The organism is Rhizobium sp. 10N414, assembly GCF_056394785.1.
This window is the reverse complement of sequence record NZ_JBFTIN010000020.1, coordinates 16,170-31,543: the sequence shown is the minus strand read 5'-3', so window position 1 is coordinate 31,543 and position 15,374 is coordinate 16,170. Positions and strand designations below refer to the sequence as shown.

The following is a 15,374-nucleotide window of genomic DNA, read 5'->3' as shown; positions in this document are numbered from 1 at the left end:
GGCCAGGACGCTTGGCCTGGGGCCGCGCTTGGGATTGAATTTCGGCCGCCGCTTGAGCGTGGATCCGGTTTGTGTGTGCCGTTTATCTGCAGTCATACTGCCTCGCCTGCGGCCGTGAGATGCCGAGGCGCCAACCTAGCATGAAACCGGTTCAAGATTTAGTGCGCTGTGCTGCCGTCGCGCTCGACAAACGCCTGGATGCGATCGACCAGAATTTCCGTTCCCTGCCGTCGCGAGCCACCGTCGGTATAGTCATCGAGGAAGACGACCTGTTCCGTAAAGAGCATGGTTGTTCCTGATGGCGTCGCTTCGAAGGTGATCGTCGCAAGCGATGCCGAAATGCGGGTTTCGCCGAGCTTCATGTCATAGGCATAGATGATGCGGGCCTGCGGCACGATATCGAGATAGCGCGCCTCGTAGGCATGCAGCACGCCGTCGCTGTCAGCGACGCGATTGCGCTCCTGGCCGCCGACGCGGAACTCTAGGCTGTATTCGATGGGGACCCACTCGTCGTGGCATGCAAACCACTGCCGCTTGGCCTCCGTATCGGCCCAGGCGGCAAACACCCGTGAGACCGGCGCCCGCATCTTTCGCTCGATTGCGAATGTCTCGTGCATGGCGGAATGTCTTGTCATGTCGTTCGTCACTCCGGTTGGTCGTCCGAGAGAAATCGTTCAAGTCGGTCAAAGCGGGCGTTCCAACTTGCCTTGTGTTCGGCAAGCCAGCGTTCGACCTGGCCCAATGCGCCTGCTTCCAGGCGATAGGTCCGCACGCGGCCGCTCTTTTCGGAACGGACAAGGCCGCTCCTCTCCAGCACGGCGAGGTGTTTCATAACGGTCGGCAGCGCCATCGACAGAGGTTCCGCAAGCTCGGACACCGAAGCTGGCCCGCGGCCGAGACGGTCGACCATCCCGCGCCGGCTGCGGTCCGAAAGCGCGTGGAACATCTCATCGAGTGCGGCGGGTTCGTCCATCATATAGAGGCTTCGTCCGGCCGGAAGCGTGCGGGTAGCCGTTCCCGGTAGGGATAGAATCTGAAATACGGTCGCGCTTCTTCAAGGACCCGTGCAAAGGACGGGCGCGCCAGAAGCCTGTCATAGTAAGCCCGCAGGCTTGGCTGGCCGGCGAAAGGAACAAGGGTCTCTGCATAGAAGAGGGCGGGCGCCGCGGCGCAATCGGCCATGGTGTAGCTATCCCCTGCGATCCAAGGGTGTTCGCCGAGTTGCCGCTCGATCATGCCGTAGGCCTTGCGCAGCGCCGCCTCGGCACTGGCCACGCGGCTCGGATCGCCGCCGCCGCGCAGACGTTCGGCAACGATCTGTTGCATCGGTTCCTGCACGTGCAGGTCAAAGAAGCGATCCCACAGGCGGACTTCGAGCGCTTTGTCGAGATCGCCTGGGATGAGGGTCGTCGCACCCGGATAGTAGCGATCGAGATACTCGATGATGATCGTCGTTTCAGGGACAGTGCGGTTGCGTGCCTCATCGCGCAGCACCGGCATCTTTCCGAGTGGCCAGACGCTGAGGAACGCGGCTCTCGATGCCTCGTTTCCGAGATCGACATGGACGGGCTCGAAGGGCGTGTCGTTCTCGTAAAGGGCGATCAGGACCTTGTGGCAGAAAGATGCAAGCGGATGACTGTGGAGGAAGAGCGACATGCGGCCGGCCTTTCACGTTGTTTTAAAACTTGCGTGAATGGCTAAGTATCAGGGCGCCGCTTCGCTGGCAACAGGAAAGTTGCGTGGATGGCTAAGTATTAAGACAGCCGCGCAATCACCAGGTGGCCCGGGCTCGGATTGCCTTCCTGCATGCGAACGTTGATCTCTCGCATCTCGACGAGCTCGAATCCCGTCGCTGCGAGGCGTTCGCGAATATAAGCTGCCGAATGCAAAAAGCGCTGATGCGGGCCGACCATGTAGGGTTGGCCATTTGCGGAGGCTTCGGGCAGTTCCTCGGATGAAAAGATGAAGAAACCGCCGGGGTTCAGGTTTTCCGCGACGCCGAAGAACAGCGGTTCGAGCGCGCCGAGATAGGGTAGGACGTCAGTCGCGGTAACGAGATCGAACGGATCCTCGTCATTGTCTTCGAGAAAGTCCTCGACCTCAGCGACGAAGAGCGTCTCGTAGAGCTCCTTCTCGTGGGCGATCTCGACCATGTTTTCGGAAATGTCGATGCCGGTCATGTCCTCGCAGAGGTTGCTGAGCGCGCTGCCGGTGAGGCCAGTGCCGCAGCCGAGGTCGAGCATGCGCTTGAAGGGGCCAAGGTTCAGCTCCTGCAGGCGCTGGCGCACCATCATCGGCACGTGGTAGCCGAGCTGTTCGACGAGAACGTCCTCGAAGACTTCGGCGTGCTGATCGAACAGGGTCTCGACATAGGCGTCCGGCGCCTTGGGCGGCGTCTCGCCGCGTCCCATGGAGGCGATCCGGACGGCGGCGCCGCCATGATCCTCGGGGTCGATGGCCAGGACCTCTTCATAGGCCTTTACGGCAGCATCGACATCTCCCGCCTTCTCGAGGGCAAGAGCCCGGTTATAGGCTTCCGCGAGTGCGTCTTCGTCGATCTTCTTGGCCATAGCAATTCACCATCGTTTTAATTCCAGAGCTGCGTCTACGGCGACTGATTGTCTTTTGCAATGGCGACGTTCGAGGCGCAGAATAAGGATCCTCTAATGGATAAGAACAAAATGGAGGAAATACCATGGTGGCCGAAATCAGTAAGGCAAACTTCGAGATAGAGCTGGATAGCCCGCGACCAGCGCTCCCGGCAACGCCAAGCGAGATCACGAATACGCTCAGCCACTATTATCGGGGAGAGCTCGGCCGGATGATAAGCTGGCGCGATCGCATCGACCGAACATCAAATTGGGCGATCACGGTCTCGGCGGCACTGCTTTCCGTTTCACTATCGACGCCGACCTCGCACCATGGCGTGCTGCTTTTCGGGATGATGCTGATCACCCTGTTGTTGCTCATCGAAGCGCGCCGATACCGCTTCTTCGATATCTACCGCGCCCGAGTGCGGAAGCTGGAGCGGGGCTATTTCGCACAAATTCTTGCGCCGAACGGCGAATCCAGGCCCGATTGGGCCGGCGCGATCGCCAGGAGCTTGCGCAAGCCGCAATTTCTCTTGAGCTACCCCGGGGCGGTCAAGCGGCGACTGCGCCGCAACTATTGCTGGATGTATTTTATCCTGTTGCTCGCATGGTGTCTGAAGATCACCACGCCGAAGCTCCAGACAGAGGGCAATCCGCTGACGCAGACGCATTCATGGACTTACGTAGTCGAGAACGCGGCACTTGGGCCAATCCCGGGCTGGGCCGTGCTCTGCCTGGTTGCCTTGGGCTATGCCGGTATCCTCTATGGCACACTGCATCGGGAGATGGACGAAGACGAGTTCGTCAAAGGGGAGGCTCATGTCTGATCGGCGTTCGCAGCGCGATCAGTTGATGATGAACTCGCCTCTCAGCGCCCGCCATTCGGTGGCCGAGATGAGCTTCCGGTGCATGTAGCGGACCGAATGCAGCGGTCCGTCGAGCCTTTCCTGCCAGAACTTCAGGAAGCTGCGCATTTCCGGAAAATCCGGTGCAAGGTCGTAGTCCTGCCAGATGTATGTCTGTAGGATCGTTTGATGATCCGGCATCCGGTAGATGATTTGGGCCGTCGTGAGGCCGTAGCCCTGAAGCTGCCTTTCCATGTCCTTGTGCATCGTCGTCTCGCTTCTGGTTTCATTGATCGCTCATTAGCGATCAATGAAATGGAACCACTACATGCTTAACCGAAGCTTGACGAATTGCTAGTGCCTCAGGAATTTCTTTTGCAATTTCAAATCTTTGGCAGCTCTCATCGGCGAGTGCTGCCAAGTTGTTCAGCGCTTCAGGTGGCGGGTGAGGCGGCGCTCGATCCATGCCCAGAGATGGCGCAGGGCTTCGACCATGGTGAGGTAGAAAATCGCTGCCCAAAGGTAGGTCTGGTAATCGAAGGTGCGCGAGAAGGCGTAGCGCGTTTCACCCATCAGGTCGAGAACGGTGATGATGGCGACGACCGCAGAGCCCTTGATCAGCAGGATGATCTCGTTGCCGTAGGGCCGCAAGGCGACAATCAGCGCCTGCGGCAAGAGGATCTTGCGGAAGGCGATGACCTTGTGGATGCCAAGCGAGGCGGCGGCTTCGTGCTGGCCGCGCGGAACGCTCTGGATGGCGCCACGCAGGATTTCAGCCTGGTAGGCGGCCGTGTTGATGGTCATCGCAAACAGACCGCAATACCAGGCATCGCGGAAGAACCACCAGAGGCCGACGGTTTCCAGCTGCGGACGGAAACTGCCCAGGCCGTAGTAAATGAGGAAGAGTTGTGCCAGCAGCGGCGTGCCGCGGAACACATAGACGTAGCAGTAGGCGATGCCGTTGATGAACCTGTTCTTGGACATGCGGGCAAAGGCCAACGGCAGCGACAAGATGGCGCCGAAGAATACCGAGATCACCACCAAGGCAATCGTCGTATACAGACCATGCAGGTAGCGGGGACCGTAGCGGGTGAACTTCTCCGGATCCCAACCGGTCACGACCATCGTGAGCAGTGCGGCAGCCAGGACGATCCAGAGAGCGACGACAACGTATCCGGTAATGCGCGCAGCGGTGACTGGCCTGTGCGCTTGCTTCGGAGCCGGCTGCGCCGGAATGAGCGTCTGGGCGTGGCTCATCGGCTGATCTCCGAACGCTTGGCCCACCGTTCTATGTAGCGAAGGCCGAAGGAGGAAATGATGGCGAGGCCGAGATAGAGAGCGCAGGCGACGGTATAGAACAGGAATGCCTGTTTAGTGACCTTAACGGCGACGCCGGTCTGCCGCAGGATATCGGCAAGGCCAATGATCGAGACGTAGGACGTATCCTTGAGCAGGATCATCCAGAGGTTCACCAGGCCGGGAAGGGCGATGCGCACTAGTTGCGGCAACACGATCAGGCGCAACGTGCGCCCACGATGAAAGCCCAGTGCGTCCCCGGCTTCGTACTGGCCTTTCGGGATGGCGCGGAAAGCCGAGAGCAGCACCTCCGAGCAATAGGCGGAAAATACAATCGACAGCGCGATCACGCCCGCCAAGAAAGCGTTGATTTCGATCCGGCCGTCATAGCCCATGGAGGCGAGGACGGACTGGATCAGGATCTGCATGCCGTAATAGATGATGAACAGCGTCAGCAGTTCCGGCAGGCCACGGAAGATCGTGGTGTAGATGCCGGCCGCAAGGCGGACCGATTTCTCTTCCGATTGCTGGCCGAGTGCGACGAGGAAGCCGATGACAAGTCCGATTGGAAGGGTAACCAGAGCGACCGCAACTGTGACCTTGAGGCCGGCGGCGATCTCATCGCCCCAACCGGTGTCGCCACAGGCCAGGATCGTCGAGGAACCGAACCACGTGAAGAGTCCTGCGGGTCCGCAAAGCGGATCGAAGATATGCCCAATCCAGGCCCAGAATGGACCTAGCGCGGAAAATAATCCGCCCATGCCAGTTTTCCCCTCGCGGTTTCTACCGCTTTGATCTTTCTATCGTTGTCAAACAAAAATGGCGGAAGAGCAAGCCTTCCGCCATCAGCTTTATCAGCGACCTACAGCTTTTCTTATTCGCCGTAAACGTTGAAGTCGAAGTACTTGTCCTGGATCTTCTTGTATTCACCGCTGGTGCGGATCGCGGCGATCGCGGTGTTCAGCTTTTCGCGCAGCGCGTCGTCGCCCTTGCGGACGGCAATGCCTGCACCAACGCCGTTGATTTCCTTGTCGACCGGCAGTGGCGTCAGGATCTTGCAGCATGCGCCGGCATCCGACTTGACCCACTGCGACAGCACGACGATGTCGTCGATGACGGCGTCGACGCGCCCATTCGTGATGTCGAGCTTGTACTCGTCTGCCGTCGGGTAGAGCTTCAGCTCGGTATCCGGCAGGTGCTTTTCAGCGTAGTTCGAGTGAGTGGTGGAGGTCTGCGCGCCGATCGTCTTGCCCTTCAGGCCGGCCACGTCGGTGACGGTCGAATCCTTCGGTACGGCGATTGCCGGCGGGGTGTTGTAGTACTTGTTGGTGAAGTCTACGAGTTTCGAACGCTCCGGCGTGATCGACATGGACGAGATGATCATGTCGAACTTCTTGGCCTGCAGGGCGGGAATGATGCCGTCCCAGTCGCTGCTGACGATGGTGCAGTCGGCCTTCATCTCGGCGCAGAGCGCGCGGGCGATGTCCATGTCGAAGCCGAGGAACTGGCCGCTGGCGTCAACGTATTCGAAGGGCGGGTAGGTCGAGTCTGTTCCGATGACATACTTCTCGCCATCAGCCATGGCGGCGCCTGCGAAAAGAGACATCGCGGCGACGGAAGCGGCGGCAAGAATACGGGTGGAGATACGCATGTTAGTCCTCTCTGTTGGTGCTGCCGCTCGTGTTCTTCTTTTCGACGGCGGCTGAGCAGGGCGGTGCAAGGCACGGCCTTGGCGCGATACTCAAACCTTTTTCGGCGGAATTGCAACTGGAATCGCAGGGGTGTGGCGAACGATCAACTATGTCGAAGATGAACAATGCCGCACTGCCACATTCATACCGGGTTAATGCTGCAGTTCCTAAGACTCGTGGAACAAATGCAGTCCCCGCGCGGTTTTCGCCGCGGATGGGTGCCCCAAAATCGGACGTGGCCACGACCGCGTCCCAAGAAAATGAAGTCAACGAGGAGCCCCTTTATGGGAATGAAATCCAGATTGTTTGCAAGTGCCGCCTTTCCGCTGTTGTCGCTGTCGCTTGTGATGCCTCCAGTGCAATCCTTTGCCGCAGTTGCCAGCGTTGAACAGGTTCAGACAGCACCGCAAGCGGTCGCGGGCAGCTTCGAGGTTGCGCAGGATGCGCCCTCCGATGAAGAGATTCTGAAGAAGCACCACAAGCAGCACGGCGGCGGCGGTGAAGAACAGGCGCCGGCCGCCCAGCAGGAGCAGCCACAGCAATCGCAGGATGCGCCTGCCGAAAAGCCACGCAAGCAGCGTGAGCCGGCAGCAGAGGCACAGCCCGCGCCACAGCAGGAGCCTGTCGTCGAACAGCAGCTGCAGCAGTTGCAGGAGGCAGCCCCCGCCGAAAAGCCGCGCAAGAAGCGGCAGCCGGCCGCCGAGCAGGCAGAGCCTGCGGCTCCGCAGGAGCAGATAGCGCCGGCCCAGGAACAGCAGTTGCAGGAAGCAGCCCCTGTCGAAAAGCCGCGCAAGAAGCGGCAGCCGGCCGCTGAGCAGGTTGAGCCCGCGGCTCCGCAGGAGCAGATAGCCCCGGCGGCCCAGGAACAGCAGCCTGTCGAAAGCCAGGAAAAGCCGCGTCGCAACAAGCGCGACAAGCAGCAACCTCAGCAGGAGGCCGCGCCGCAGCCGCAGACCGAGCAGGTCGCCCCGCAGCAGGAGCAGGCTCAGCCGCAGGGCGAAGCGCCGCAGCCCACGAGGAAGGCAGGCAAGCAGCAGGCGACCGAAAGCTCTGAGCAGCCGGTGAAGCCGCGCAAGAAGCCTGCCGCTGAAGCGCAGGCGCCAGCCGCGGAACAGGCGCCTGCTCCAGTAGAGGCGCCGACGGCCGAGAAGCCGCCCGTTCCCGCGCAGGAGCCGGCGACGGAGGCCCAGCCTGGCGGCACGCAGCCGATCCTGAAGCAGGGCGAACAGGTTCCAGCACCTCAGCAGGGCGAGCAAGCACCGGCTCAGCAGCAGGGTGAACAGGTTCCGGCGCAGCCGACCGATCAGCCGGCAGTGGGCCAAGCCGAGCAGGTTATCCCGGCTCCGGAGAAAATCACGCCCAAGGAACTCGAGCGCCGCAAGGAGATTGCGGCGGACCCGAGCAAGAGCACGGAAACCGTCGTTCTGCCGGTTGAAAACGGTGCCGCCGTTCTCGACAGCGACAAGGACGCCGACCGCTCGGGGGGCATCCAGTCCCGTCGTGACCGCGACAGGCAACGCGGCCAGGAGCAGAATTTCCGGGTTCCAAAAACCGACGCCGAGGCCCAGATCATAACCGAGGGCGCCAAGGCTGCTCCGATCAAGATCGAAGCCGTGACCAGCGAACAGGGTCGGCGTCTCGACAGGCGTCCGCAGTTCGAGCGGCCGGAAGGCGCGCGCTTCGGCGAGCGTGGTGACGACAATCGTGTGATCATCCAGATCAACAACCAGACGATCGTTCGCGGCGATGACGACCGGCGCTTCCTGCGTGACGGCGAGCGGCCGACCTACGAGCAGCTGCCGCGGGACCGTTACCGTGAGACGATCGACCGTGACGGCTATCAGATCGTGACGATCCGCAACCGCTATGGTGACATCATCCAGCGGTCGCGCATCGACAATGGCGGGCGCGAGTCCGTGCTCTACTATTCGCCTGGTCTCTACGAAGATCCGGACCGCGGCTACTTCGAAGATCCGGGCCGCGACCTGCCGCCGATGCGCCTGCGTATTCCGCTCGATGACTACATCATGGACACGAGCAGCGACGACGATCGCGACTACTACGACTTCCTGCGCGAGCCGCCGGTGGAGCCCGTGGAGCGTGTCTATTCGCTGGATGAGGTGAAGTATTCGGCGCGTATCCGCGACAAGGTTCGCCGTATCGATCTCGATACGATCACCTTTGCGACGGGGAGTGCCGAGATCCCGATGAGCCAGGCGCGCAGCCTGCGCAAGGTCGCCGATGCGATCAACGAGGTGTTGCGGAAGGATCCGTCGGAAACCTTTCTGATCGAAGGCCATACGGACGCGGTCGGCTCCGACCAGAGCAACCTCGTCCTCTCGGACCAGCGCGCGGAATCGGTGGCGAATGTGATGACCGACGTTTACGGCATCCCGCCCGAAAACCTGGCGACGCAGGGCTACGGCGAACGTTACCTCAAGGTCAACACGCAGGGGCCGAACCAGGAGAACCGCCGCGTCACCATCCGTCGCGTGACGGCGCTGGTACGCCCGGTCGCCTCCGCGAGCCGATAATCGAAACTGATCGGAAGCCGTCGGGAGACCGGCGGCTTTCGTTTGCGCGCTCTGCGGTTCTGGCGCGAGCGCACCAGCTTCTAGGTCGTAACGTTTCCTACTTTGCAGGCAGCTCCACTATTCCGGAAATGAAGTCTGCGATTGCCTGGGTGTCATCGAGGTTGAATACCGGCAGAAAGCCTTCGGCGATCGGGTGATCGGCCGCGATGGCAACGATGTGGGGATCCGTCGGGGCGAGGGGTTCCTGGTTGGCGGATTCGAGCCGCCGCGCCTCGATCTTCGGGATCGGTTCGCGCTTGTAGCCCTCGATCAAGACAAGGTCGCAGGGCGCGATGCGGGCAAGAATTTCGTCGAATGTCGGCTCTGGGGCGCCGCGCAATTCGTGCATGATGGCATAACGCGTTCCGGAGACGATGGTCACTTCGTGAGCGCCGGCCTGTCGGTGGCGGTAGCTATCGGCACCGACCTTGTCGATGTCAAAGTCATGATGGGCATGCTTGATGGTGGAAATGCGGTAGCCGCGGCGGGTGAATTCCTCGACGAGGCGGACCGCCAAACCGGTCTTGCCCGAGTTCTTCCAGCCGGCGATGCCAAAGACCTTCGGTTTCTCCATCATGCCATGACCTTGAGCCAGCGCTCCGCCTCGGCGAGATCGTCCGGCGTGTTGACGTTGAAAAACGGATCGAGGAGGCTCGCCCGCGTCGGGCGCAGCGGGAAGGCAACTTCCGTAACGTCATGCCGTAGAAGGAAGTCGCGCGCACGGCGTTTTTCCTCGGTTGCGATCCAGGATTCCAGGTCATCGGCAAGGCTGACGGGCCACAGGCCGAACACCGGATGGCTGCGGCCCTCGGAGGCGGCGATGGCAATCTTGCCAGGTGAATCGATGACGCCAGCGAACCAATCGACGAGGTCGCTCGGAAAGAATGGACTGTCGACAGAAACCGTGACCACGTGTGTGACACCCCCAAGCGATGCACCGTAGGTCATCGCTGCATGGATGCCGGCCATCGGTCCCGCTTTGCCGGGAACTATATCAGGAATGAACAGATGCCGGCAATTTTCCGGGGTTGCGTCGGCGTTGACGGCAAGGGTGCTCACCTGCGGCTCGAGCTGTTCGATGACGCGCTCCAGCAGCGTGCGGCCATCGAGCCGCACGGAGGCTTTGTCGCGGCCCATGCGCGAAGAGCGTCCTCCCGCCAGGACCACACCCGGAATATTGGATCTATCCAGCACAAAATCGTTCATGGTTGCCTCAGACGGGGGTTCTCGGCTCGGACTCCTGGGCGACCGGCGGTACATGGCGCTTGGCCTCACGATAGAACGTGTAGAGGCCGGACGCTATGACGATAGCCGCACCGCCGAGCGTCCAGACATCGGGAAACTCCGCAAAGAAGACGAAGCCCAGCAATGTCGAGAAGATCAGGCTGGTGTAGCGGAACGGTGCGACGAAGGAGATTTCACCGGTGCGCATCGCCATGATGACCGACTGATAGCCGACCAGGACGAGAATGGCGGCGAGCAGCAGGTGCGAAAGCGAAGTCACGCTAACCGGCTCCCATCCTCCCAGCAGCGGCGTCAGCAATGCACCGACGACCGTTACCGAGACGGCCGTCACCACTGTGATCATCAGTGACGGGATCTCGGGGGCGATGCCGCGCGTGGCGAGGTCGCGGCCGGCCGTCGTGAGGACGCTGCCAACGCAGAGGAGAGCTGCGGCCGTGAAACCGTCCGGTCCCGGCCGAATGATGATCAGCACGCCAATCAGGCCGACGAGAATGGCCGACCAGCGACGCCAGCCGACGGGTTCGCGGAAGAATAGCGCCGCACCGAAGGTCACGACCAGCGGCAGCGACTGCAGGATGGCCGATGCGTTCGCGATCGGCATCATTCCGAGCGCCGTAATGTAAGTCACCGCTGCCAATATCTCGCAAATGACGCGGATGATGATCATGGGCTTGAGGATGATGCGCCACGATCGCAAGGCACCCATGTGGCGCGCGATGAAGTAGACGAAGATGCTGGTGAAGAGGCCGCGCAGACACATGATCTGGCCGGCATTCATGTAAGCGATAACTGATTTGGAAAGTGCGTCGCTGCAGGAAAATCCGGCCATGGCCGAACTCATGTAGATGGCGCCCTGGGTGTTGCGGGACCGCGGCATGTCGATATTCCGATTCTCGTACACGTGTTCTTAGAGCGTGCCAGGCGCCATGGGTATCGAACGAAAGACACACCCGAAATAATTCGATTGCGCAGTGCACAATAGGGCGCGCGCCGACACGGGCAGGAAACGGGTGGCTGAGCGCCAGGATGTCTGGGATTGGGATACCGCGAAGAACAAGCGGAGGTTCCGAAATGAGATATCTGGATGGCAAGGTTGCGATCATAACCGGCGCGAGCTCCGGCATCGGCCGGGCGGCCGCCAAGCTCTTTGCAGCCGAAGGCGCGCGGCTGGTCGTCGCGGCGCGACGCGAGGCTCAGCTTGGCATGCTGGTCGAAGAGATCGGAGATGCGGGCGGCGAGGCGGTTGCGGTTGCCGGCGACGTGCGCGACGAGGCTTTGAACTGGCGGCTGGTCGAAGTGGCGGTCGAACGCTTCGGCGGTCTGGATGTTGCCTTCAACAACGCCGGCAGCGCCGGCGAATCGGCGCCGGTGGCTGACCTGTCGCTGGATGGCTGGAACGAAATGCTGGCGGTCAATCTCACCAGCGCATTTCTGGCAGCGAAATATCAGGTGCCAGCAATGATCGCCCGCGGCCGCGGGTCGATCGTCTTCACCTCGACCTTCGTCGGTCACACGGCAGGAATGCCTGGGATGGGTGCCTATGCGGCAAGCAAGGCGGGACTGACCGGCCTGGTGCAGGTTCTTGCCGCCGAGCTCGGTCCGAAAAACATCCGCGTCAACGCGCTGTTGCCCGGGGGCACAGACACCGCGCTGAACCCGGCGAATTTCGAGAATCCCGACATGCAGCTCGTCGCCTTCATCCATGGCCTGCACGCGCTGAAACGGCTGGCACGGCCGGAGGAGATCGCCAAGGCCGCACTGTTCCTGGGATCGGATATGGCGAGCTTTGTAACCGGGACGTCAATGCTGGCGGATGGCGGGGTTTCGATCAACCGGACGTAAGCTGCCCTAGCTCCGCGGGTGTCACCCACCCGTGACACTCATGTGGCGGGCAACGGCAGGGCGATTGTGGGTGCGGTCGATAATGAAGTCGTGGCCCTTGGGCTTGCGCGAAATGGCCTCGTCGATCGCCGCATAGAGCAATCCGTCGTCCTCGGTGGCGCGCAAGGCGGCGCGTAGATCCGCGGCGTCGTTCTGGCCAAGGCACATGTAAAGCGTGCCGGTGCAGGTCAGTCGGACGCGGTTGCAGCTCTCGCAGAAATTATGCGTCATCGGAGTGATGAAGCCGAGCCGGCCGCCGGTTTCCTTCACCTGGACATAGCGTGCCGGACCGCCGGTGCGGTAGCCGATGTCGGAGAAGGTGAATCGTTCTTCGAGATCGGCCCTGAGCTTCGACAGCGGCAGGTAGCGGTCCGTCCGGTCTTCCTCGATCTCGCCCATCGGCATGGTTTCGATGACGGTGAGATCCATGCCGCGGCCGTGCGCGAAGCGGATCATCTCCGGCATTTCGGTGTCGTTGAAGTCCTTCAGTGCTACCGCATTCAGTTTGACCTTGAGGCCGGCCTTCTGGGCCGCCTCGATGCCTTCCATCACCTTGTGGAAATCGCCCCAGCGGGTGATCTGGCGGAACTTGTCGGGATCAAGCGTGTCGAGCGAGACGTTGATGCGACGCACGCCGCTATCATAGAGCTCGCCGGCAAAGCGGGAAAGCTGCGAGCCGTTGGTGGTCAGGGTCAGCTCGTCGAGGCCGGAGCCGATCTGTTTGCCGAGTTCCCGCACGAGATACATGATGTTCTTGCGCACCAACGGCTCGCCGCCGGTGAGTCTCAGCTTGCGCACGCCCTTGGCGATAAAGGCGGAACAGAGCCGGTGCAATTCCTCGAGCGTCAACAGCTCCTGTTTCGGCAGGAAGGTCATGTGCTCGGCCATGCAGTAGGTGCAGCGGAAGTCGCAGCGGTCGGTGACGGAGACACGCAGATAGGTCACGGCCCGTTTGAACGGGTCGATCATCGGTTTCGTCTCTGCAACCAGTGGCGATGCGTTGCCTGTCGTTCCGACGTTGCTGTTCACGAATACCTCCGCAATGCTACTAATGTGCGTATATGCCATTGCCGCGTCAAGGGAAACGCCCCTTACGCACGGTAAATTGAGCTTGCCTCGGCAAGCCTCATTGCCTACTCGTGATTTTGAAGGGGAATGGGATCATGACCGATATCTGGCCGACTGAACTCAGAGTTTCAAAAGACCGGCAGCACCTCGTCGTGACGTTCAACGACGAGCAGAGTTTCGATCTTTCCGCCGAGATGCTGCGGGTGCTTTCGCCATCGGCGGAGGTGCAGGGGCACGGGCCCGGGCAGAAAGTCACCGTTCCCGGCAAGCGCAATGTCGCGATCATTTCCATGACGCCGACCGGCAATTATGCGGTGCGCATCGGCTTTGACGACATGCATGATACCGGCATCTATACCTGGACCTATCTGCGCGAGCTCGGCGAGCGCGGCGAGGAGCTGTTCTCGGCCTATGAAGAAGAGCTGCGCGAAAAGGGCATGAGCCGCGACACCTCAGAGAAGCCGCGTTAAGCGACAATTGCCGCAAGGGGGAAATGCATGGCGGGAACGAGCAAGCGAAACTGGCTGCGCGCCAAAGGCAGTCCGAGTGAAAGCAGGGTCAGCTTCCTCGAACTGTTTTTCGATCTCGTCTTCGTCTTCTCGATCTCGCAGCTCTCGCATGCCCTCGCGGCGCATTATACGCCGCTCGGCGCTCTTGAAGCCGGCCTGATGACCTTTGCCGTCTGGTGGGTGTGGATATTCACGACCTGGGTTACAAACTGGCTCGACCCCGACAGGATGGCGGTTCGCGGCATGCTCGTCGTCTTGATGCTGCTTGGCCTGGTTCTTTCCGCGTCTATCCCCGAGGCTTTTGGCGACAAGGGGCTGCTCTTTGCCGGGTCCTACGTGCTCATGCAGGTCGGTCGATCGCTGTTTGCGTGCTATGCGGTCAAGTCGGACGCCTTGAAGTATCGAAATTTCGTGCGCATCAGTAGCTGGCTAATATTTTCCGGCGTCTTCTGGATCGCCGGCGGCCTTCTGGAACACGAGGCGCGACTGATCGCATGGCTCATCGCCCTTGCTATCGAATATGCCGCTCCGGCGAGCGGCTTTACCGTCCCGGGACTTGGCAAATCGACCGCCGCGGACTGGGACGTGTCGGGCGCGCATATGGCCGAGCGTTGCGCGCTTTTCGTCATCATCTGCCTTGGCGAGGCGGTGCTGGTGTCGGGGCGGACTTTCTCGGAAATGCCGTTTTCGCCATTGACGGCGGTCGTCTTCGGGACTGGATTCGCGGGGACGGTGGCGATGTGGTGGCTCTATTTCCGCTTCGGCCACGAGCGGGCGGCGCATCGGATCGAACACGACGAAACGCCGGGAAGCCTGGCACGGCTGGCGTTCACCTATGCCCATATCCCGATCCTGGCGGGCATCATCGTTCACGCCGTCGCCGTCGAGTTCATGTTCTCGCATCCGCATGAGACTGGCAATCTAGGCGTGATGGCCTCCGTACTCGGTGGCTCCGGACTGTTTCTTGCCGGCAATCTCTGGTTCAAAGGGGCGACCAGCGGACGTATGCCGCTGTCGCATCTGGCCGGCCTTGTGCTCTTGATTCTGCTCGCCTTCATTGCGCCGTTCATCGAGGTCTACCTTGCCGGTATCCTCGCGATGCTGGTGCTGATCATCGTGGCCGCGTGGGAATACAAATCCCTTGCGGGGCAAACGGTCGGCCACACCGTTCACTGAGATCAGTCTTCGTCGACAAGGTCTTGCTGCAGGACCCGGATGATCCGTTCCATTGATCCGGCCATCGCCATGCATTGCTCGATCGGCTCGGGCGAAAGCACCCGCTCGATGAGGTCGGTCTGGATGACCATGGCCTTCTCCGTGACATTCCGGCCTTCCGGCGTCAGGAAGAGGCGCAGTACGCGCTTGTCCTTCTCATCGCCGCGCCGTTCGATCAGCCCGCGCTTCTCCATCTGCGGCAAGAGCATGCTCATGTTCGAGCGACCGACCAGCAGCTTGCGGGCGAGTTCCTGCTGCGAGATGCCCTCGAAGCGATAGAGATTGATCAGAATATCGAGGTGCGGGGTCTTGATATCGAGTTCGGATAGCGAGCGACCGAGCGACTGCTGCATGAGTTGGCAGGCGCGGGCAACAGCGATCCAGCTGCGAAAACGCGGATGATCCCAGGGCAGGGATTGATTTTTGTTCATCGTTGTACTTTATTGTTCAGTGTTGAACA

18 protein-coding genes are annotated in these 15,374 nt (G+C 61.0%); 5 read left to right on the top strand and 13 right to left on the bottom strand.

What is annotated here, in order from left to right:
• Positions 1–158: 158 nt before the first annotated feature.
• The 4 genes from AC1DE4_RS18520 to AC1DE4_RS18505 all read right to left on the bottom strand — a co-directional run bounded on the left by AC1DE4_RS18520 (position 159) and on the right by AC1DE4_RS18505 (position 2,570).
• A complete protein-coding gene (locus tag AC1DE4_RS18520) occupies positions 159–635 on the bottom strand; it encodes an SRPBCC family protein (protein ID WP_192240583.1) in 477 nt (158 codons plus the stop codon).
• Between the two features lie 8 nt (positions 636–643).
• Complete coding sequence (locus AC1DE4_RS18515) at positions 644–976, bottom strand: ArsR/SmtB family transcription factor (protein ID WP_192240584.1); 333 nt, start codon at positions 974–976, stop codon at positions 644–646.
• Positions 973–1,656 (bottom strand): glutathione S-transferase family protein, encoded by a 684-nt coding sequence (locus AC1DE4_RS18510; RefSeq protein ID WP_477882421.1) that lies wholly within the window; start codon positions 1,654–1,656, stop codon positions 973–975. Before AC1DE4_RS18510 ends, AC1DE4_RS18515 begins: the two co-directional genes overlap by 4 nt.
• Before the next feature lie 98 nt (positions 1,657–1,754).
• Complete coding sequence (locus tag AC1DE4_RS18505) at positions 1,755–2,570, bottom strand: class I SAM-dependent methyltransferase (protein ID WP_477882419.1); 816 nt, start codon at positions 2,568–2,570, stop codon at positions 1,755–1,757.
• 125 nt (positions 2,571–2,695) lie between these two features.
• Here AC1DE4_RS18505 and AC1DE4_RS18500 point away from each other — a divergent pair, with 125 nt between their 5' ends.
• On the top strand, positions 2,696–3,418 hold the full coding sequence (locus AC1DE4_RS18500) for a DUF2270 domain-containing protein (RefSeq protein ID WP_025662000.1): 723 nt from the start codon (positions 2,696–2,698) through the stop codon (positions 3,416–3,418).
• Positions 3,419–3,436: 18 nt separating this feature from the next.
• Here the strand turns inward: AC1DE4_RS18500 and AC1DE4_RS18495 are convergent, their stop codons facing one another.
• The 4 genes from AC1DE4_RS18495 to AC1DE4_RS18480 all read right to left on the bottom strand — a co-directional run bounded on the left by AC1DE4_RS18495 (position 3,437) and on the right by AC1DE4_RS18480 (position 6,383).
• The gene (locus AC1DE4_RS18495) at positions 3,437–3,703 is read right to left on the bottom strand and encodes an usg protein (RefSeq protein WP_062371053.1); all 267 of its coding nucleotides are present in this window, start codon (positions 3,701–3,703) and stop codon (positions 3,437–3,439) included.
• 159 nt (positions 3,704–3,862) lie between these two features.
• Entirely contained in the window at positions 3,863–4,693 is an 831-nt protein-coding gene (locus tag AC1DE4_RS18490; RefSeq protein WP_018854800.1) for an ABC transporter permease, read from the bottom strand.
• Complete coding sequence (locus AC1DE4_RS18485; RefSeq protein ID WP_018854801.1) at positions 4,690–5,493, bottom strand: ABC transporter permease; 804 nt, start codon at positions 5,491–5,493, stop codon at positions 4,690–4,692. Before AC1DE4_RS18485 ends, AC1DE4_RS18490 begins: the two co-directional genes overlap by 4 nt.
• A 113-nt stretch (positions 5,494–5,606) precedes the next feature.
• The gene (locus tag AC1DE4_RS18480; RefSeq protein WP_018854802.1) at positions 5,607–6,383 is read right to left on the bottom strand and encodes an ABC transporter substrate-binding protein; all 777 of its coding nucleotides are present in this window, start codon (positions 6,381–6,383) and stop codon (positions 5,607–5,609) included.
• Between the two features lie 324 nt (positions 6,384–6,707).
• Between AC1DE4_RS18480 and AC1DE4_RS18475 the strand changes: the two genes are divergently transcribed.
• The gene (locus tag AC1DE4_RS18475) at positions 6,708–8,957 is read left to right on the top strand and encodes an OmpA family protein (protein WP_477882416.1); all 2,250 of its coding nucleotides are present in this window, start codon (positions 6,708–6,710) and stop codon (positions 8,955–8,957) included.
• A 97-nt stretch (positions 8,958–9,054) separates the two neighbouring features.
• Here AC1DE4_RS18475 and mobB read toward each other — a convergent pair whose 3' ends face one another.
• The 3 genes from mobB to AC1DE4_RS18460 are packed head-to-tail and all read right to left on the bottom strand — an operon-like array spanning position 9,055 to position 11,118.
• A complete protein-coding gene (mobB, locus tag AC1DE4_RS18470) occupies positions 9,055–9,570 on the bottom strand; it encodes a molybdopterin-guanine dinucleotide biosynthesis protein B (protein WP_018854804.1) in 516 nt (171 codons plus the stop codon).
• Positions 9,570–10,202 (bottom strand): molybdenum cofactor guanylyltransferase MobA, encoded by a 633-nt coding sequence (gene mobA, locus AC1DE4_RS18465; protein ID WP_477882414.1) that lies wholly within the window; start codon positions 10,200–10,202, stop codon positions 9,570–9,572. Before mobA ends, mobB begins: the two co-directional genes overlap by 1 nt.
• A 7-nt stretch (positions 10,203–10,209) precedes the next feature.
• Entirely contained in the window at positions 10,210–11,118 is a 909-nt protein-coding gene (locus AC1DE4_RS18460; RefSeq protein WP_018854806.1) for a DMT family transporter, read from the bottom strand.
• Positions 11,119–11,312: 194 nt separating this feature from the next.
• Between AC1DE4_RS18460 and AC1DE4_RS18455 the strand changes: the two genes are divergently transcribed.
• On the top strand, positions 11,313–12,083 hold the full coding sequence (locus AC1DE4_RS18455; RefSeq protein ID WP_018854807.1) for an SDR family oxidoreductase: 771 nt from the start codon (positions 11,313–11,315) through the stop codon (positions 12,081–12,083).
• 21 nt (positions 12,084–12,104) lie between these two features.
• Here AC1DE4_RS18455 and moaA read toward each other — a convergent pair whose 3' ends face one another.
• Positions 12,105–13,151, bottom strand: a complete 1,047-nt coding sequence (gene moaA, locus AC1DE4_RS18450) for a GTP 3',8-cyclase MoaA (protein ID WP_018854808.1) — start codon at positions 13,149–13,151, stop codon at positions 12,105–12,107.
• Positions 13,152–13,285: 134 nt separating this feature from the next.
• Here moaA and AC1DE4_RS18445 point away from each other — a divergent pair, with 134 nt between their 5' ends.
• Together AC1DE4_RS18445 and AC1DE4_RS18440 are read left to right on the top strand one after the other, a co-directional pair.
• A complete protein-coding gene (locus tag AC1DE4_RS18445) occupies positions 13,286–13,660 on the top strand; it encodes a gamma-butyrobetaine hydroxylase family protein (RefSeq protein ID WP_018854809.1) in 375 nt (124 codons plus the stop codon).
• Positions 13,661–13,687: 27 nt separating this feature from the next.
• Complete coding sequence (locus tag AC1DE4_RS18440; protein ID WP_477882411.1) at positions 13,688–14,875, top strand: low temperature requirement protein A; 1,188 nt, start codon at positions 13,688–13,690, stop codon at positions 14,873–14,875.
• 2 nt (positions 14,876–14,877) lie between these two features.
• On the opposite strand, the gene AC1DE4_RS18435 is transcribed toward AC1DE4_RS18440, so the two are convergent.
• Positions 14,878–15,345 (bottom strand): MarR family winged helix-turn-helix transcriptional regulator, encoded by a 468-nt coding sequence (locus AC1DE4_RS18435; RefSeq protein ID WP_018854811.1) that lies wholly within the window; start codon positions 15,343–15,345, stop codon positions 14,878–14,880.
• Positions 15,346–15,374 lie beyond the last annotated feature (29 nt).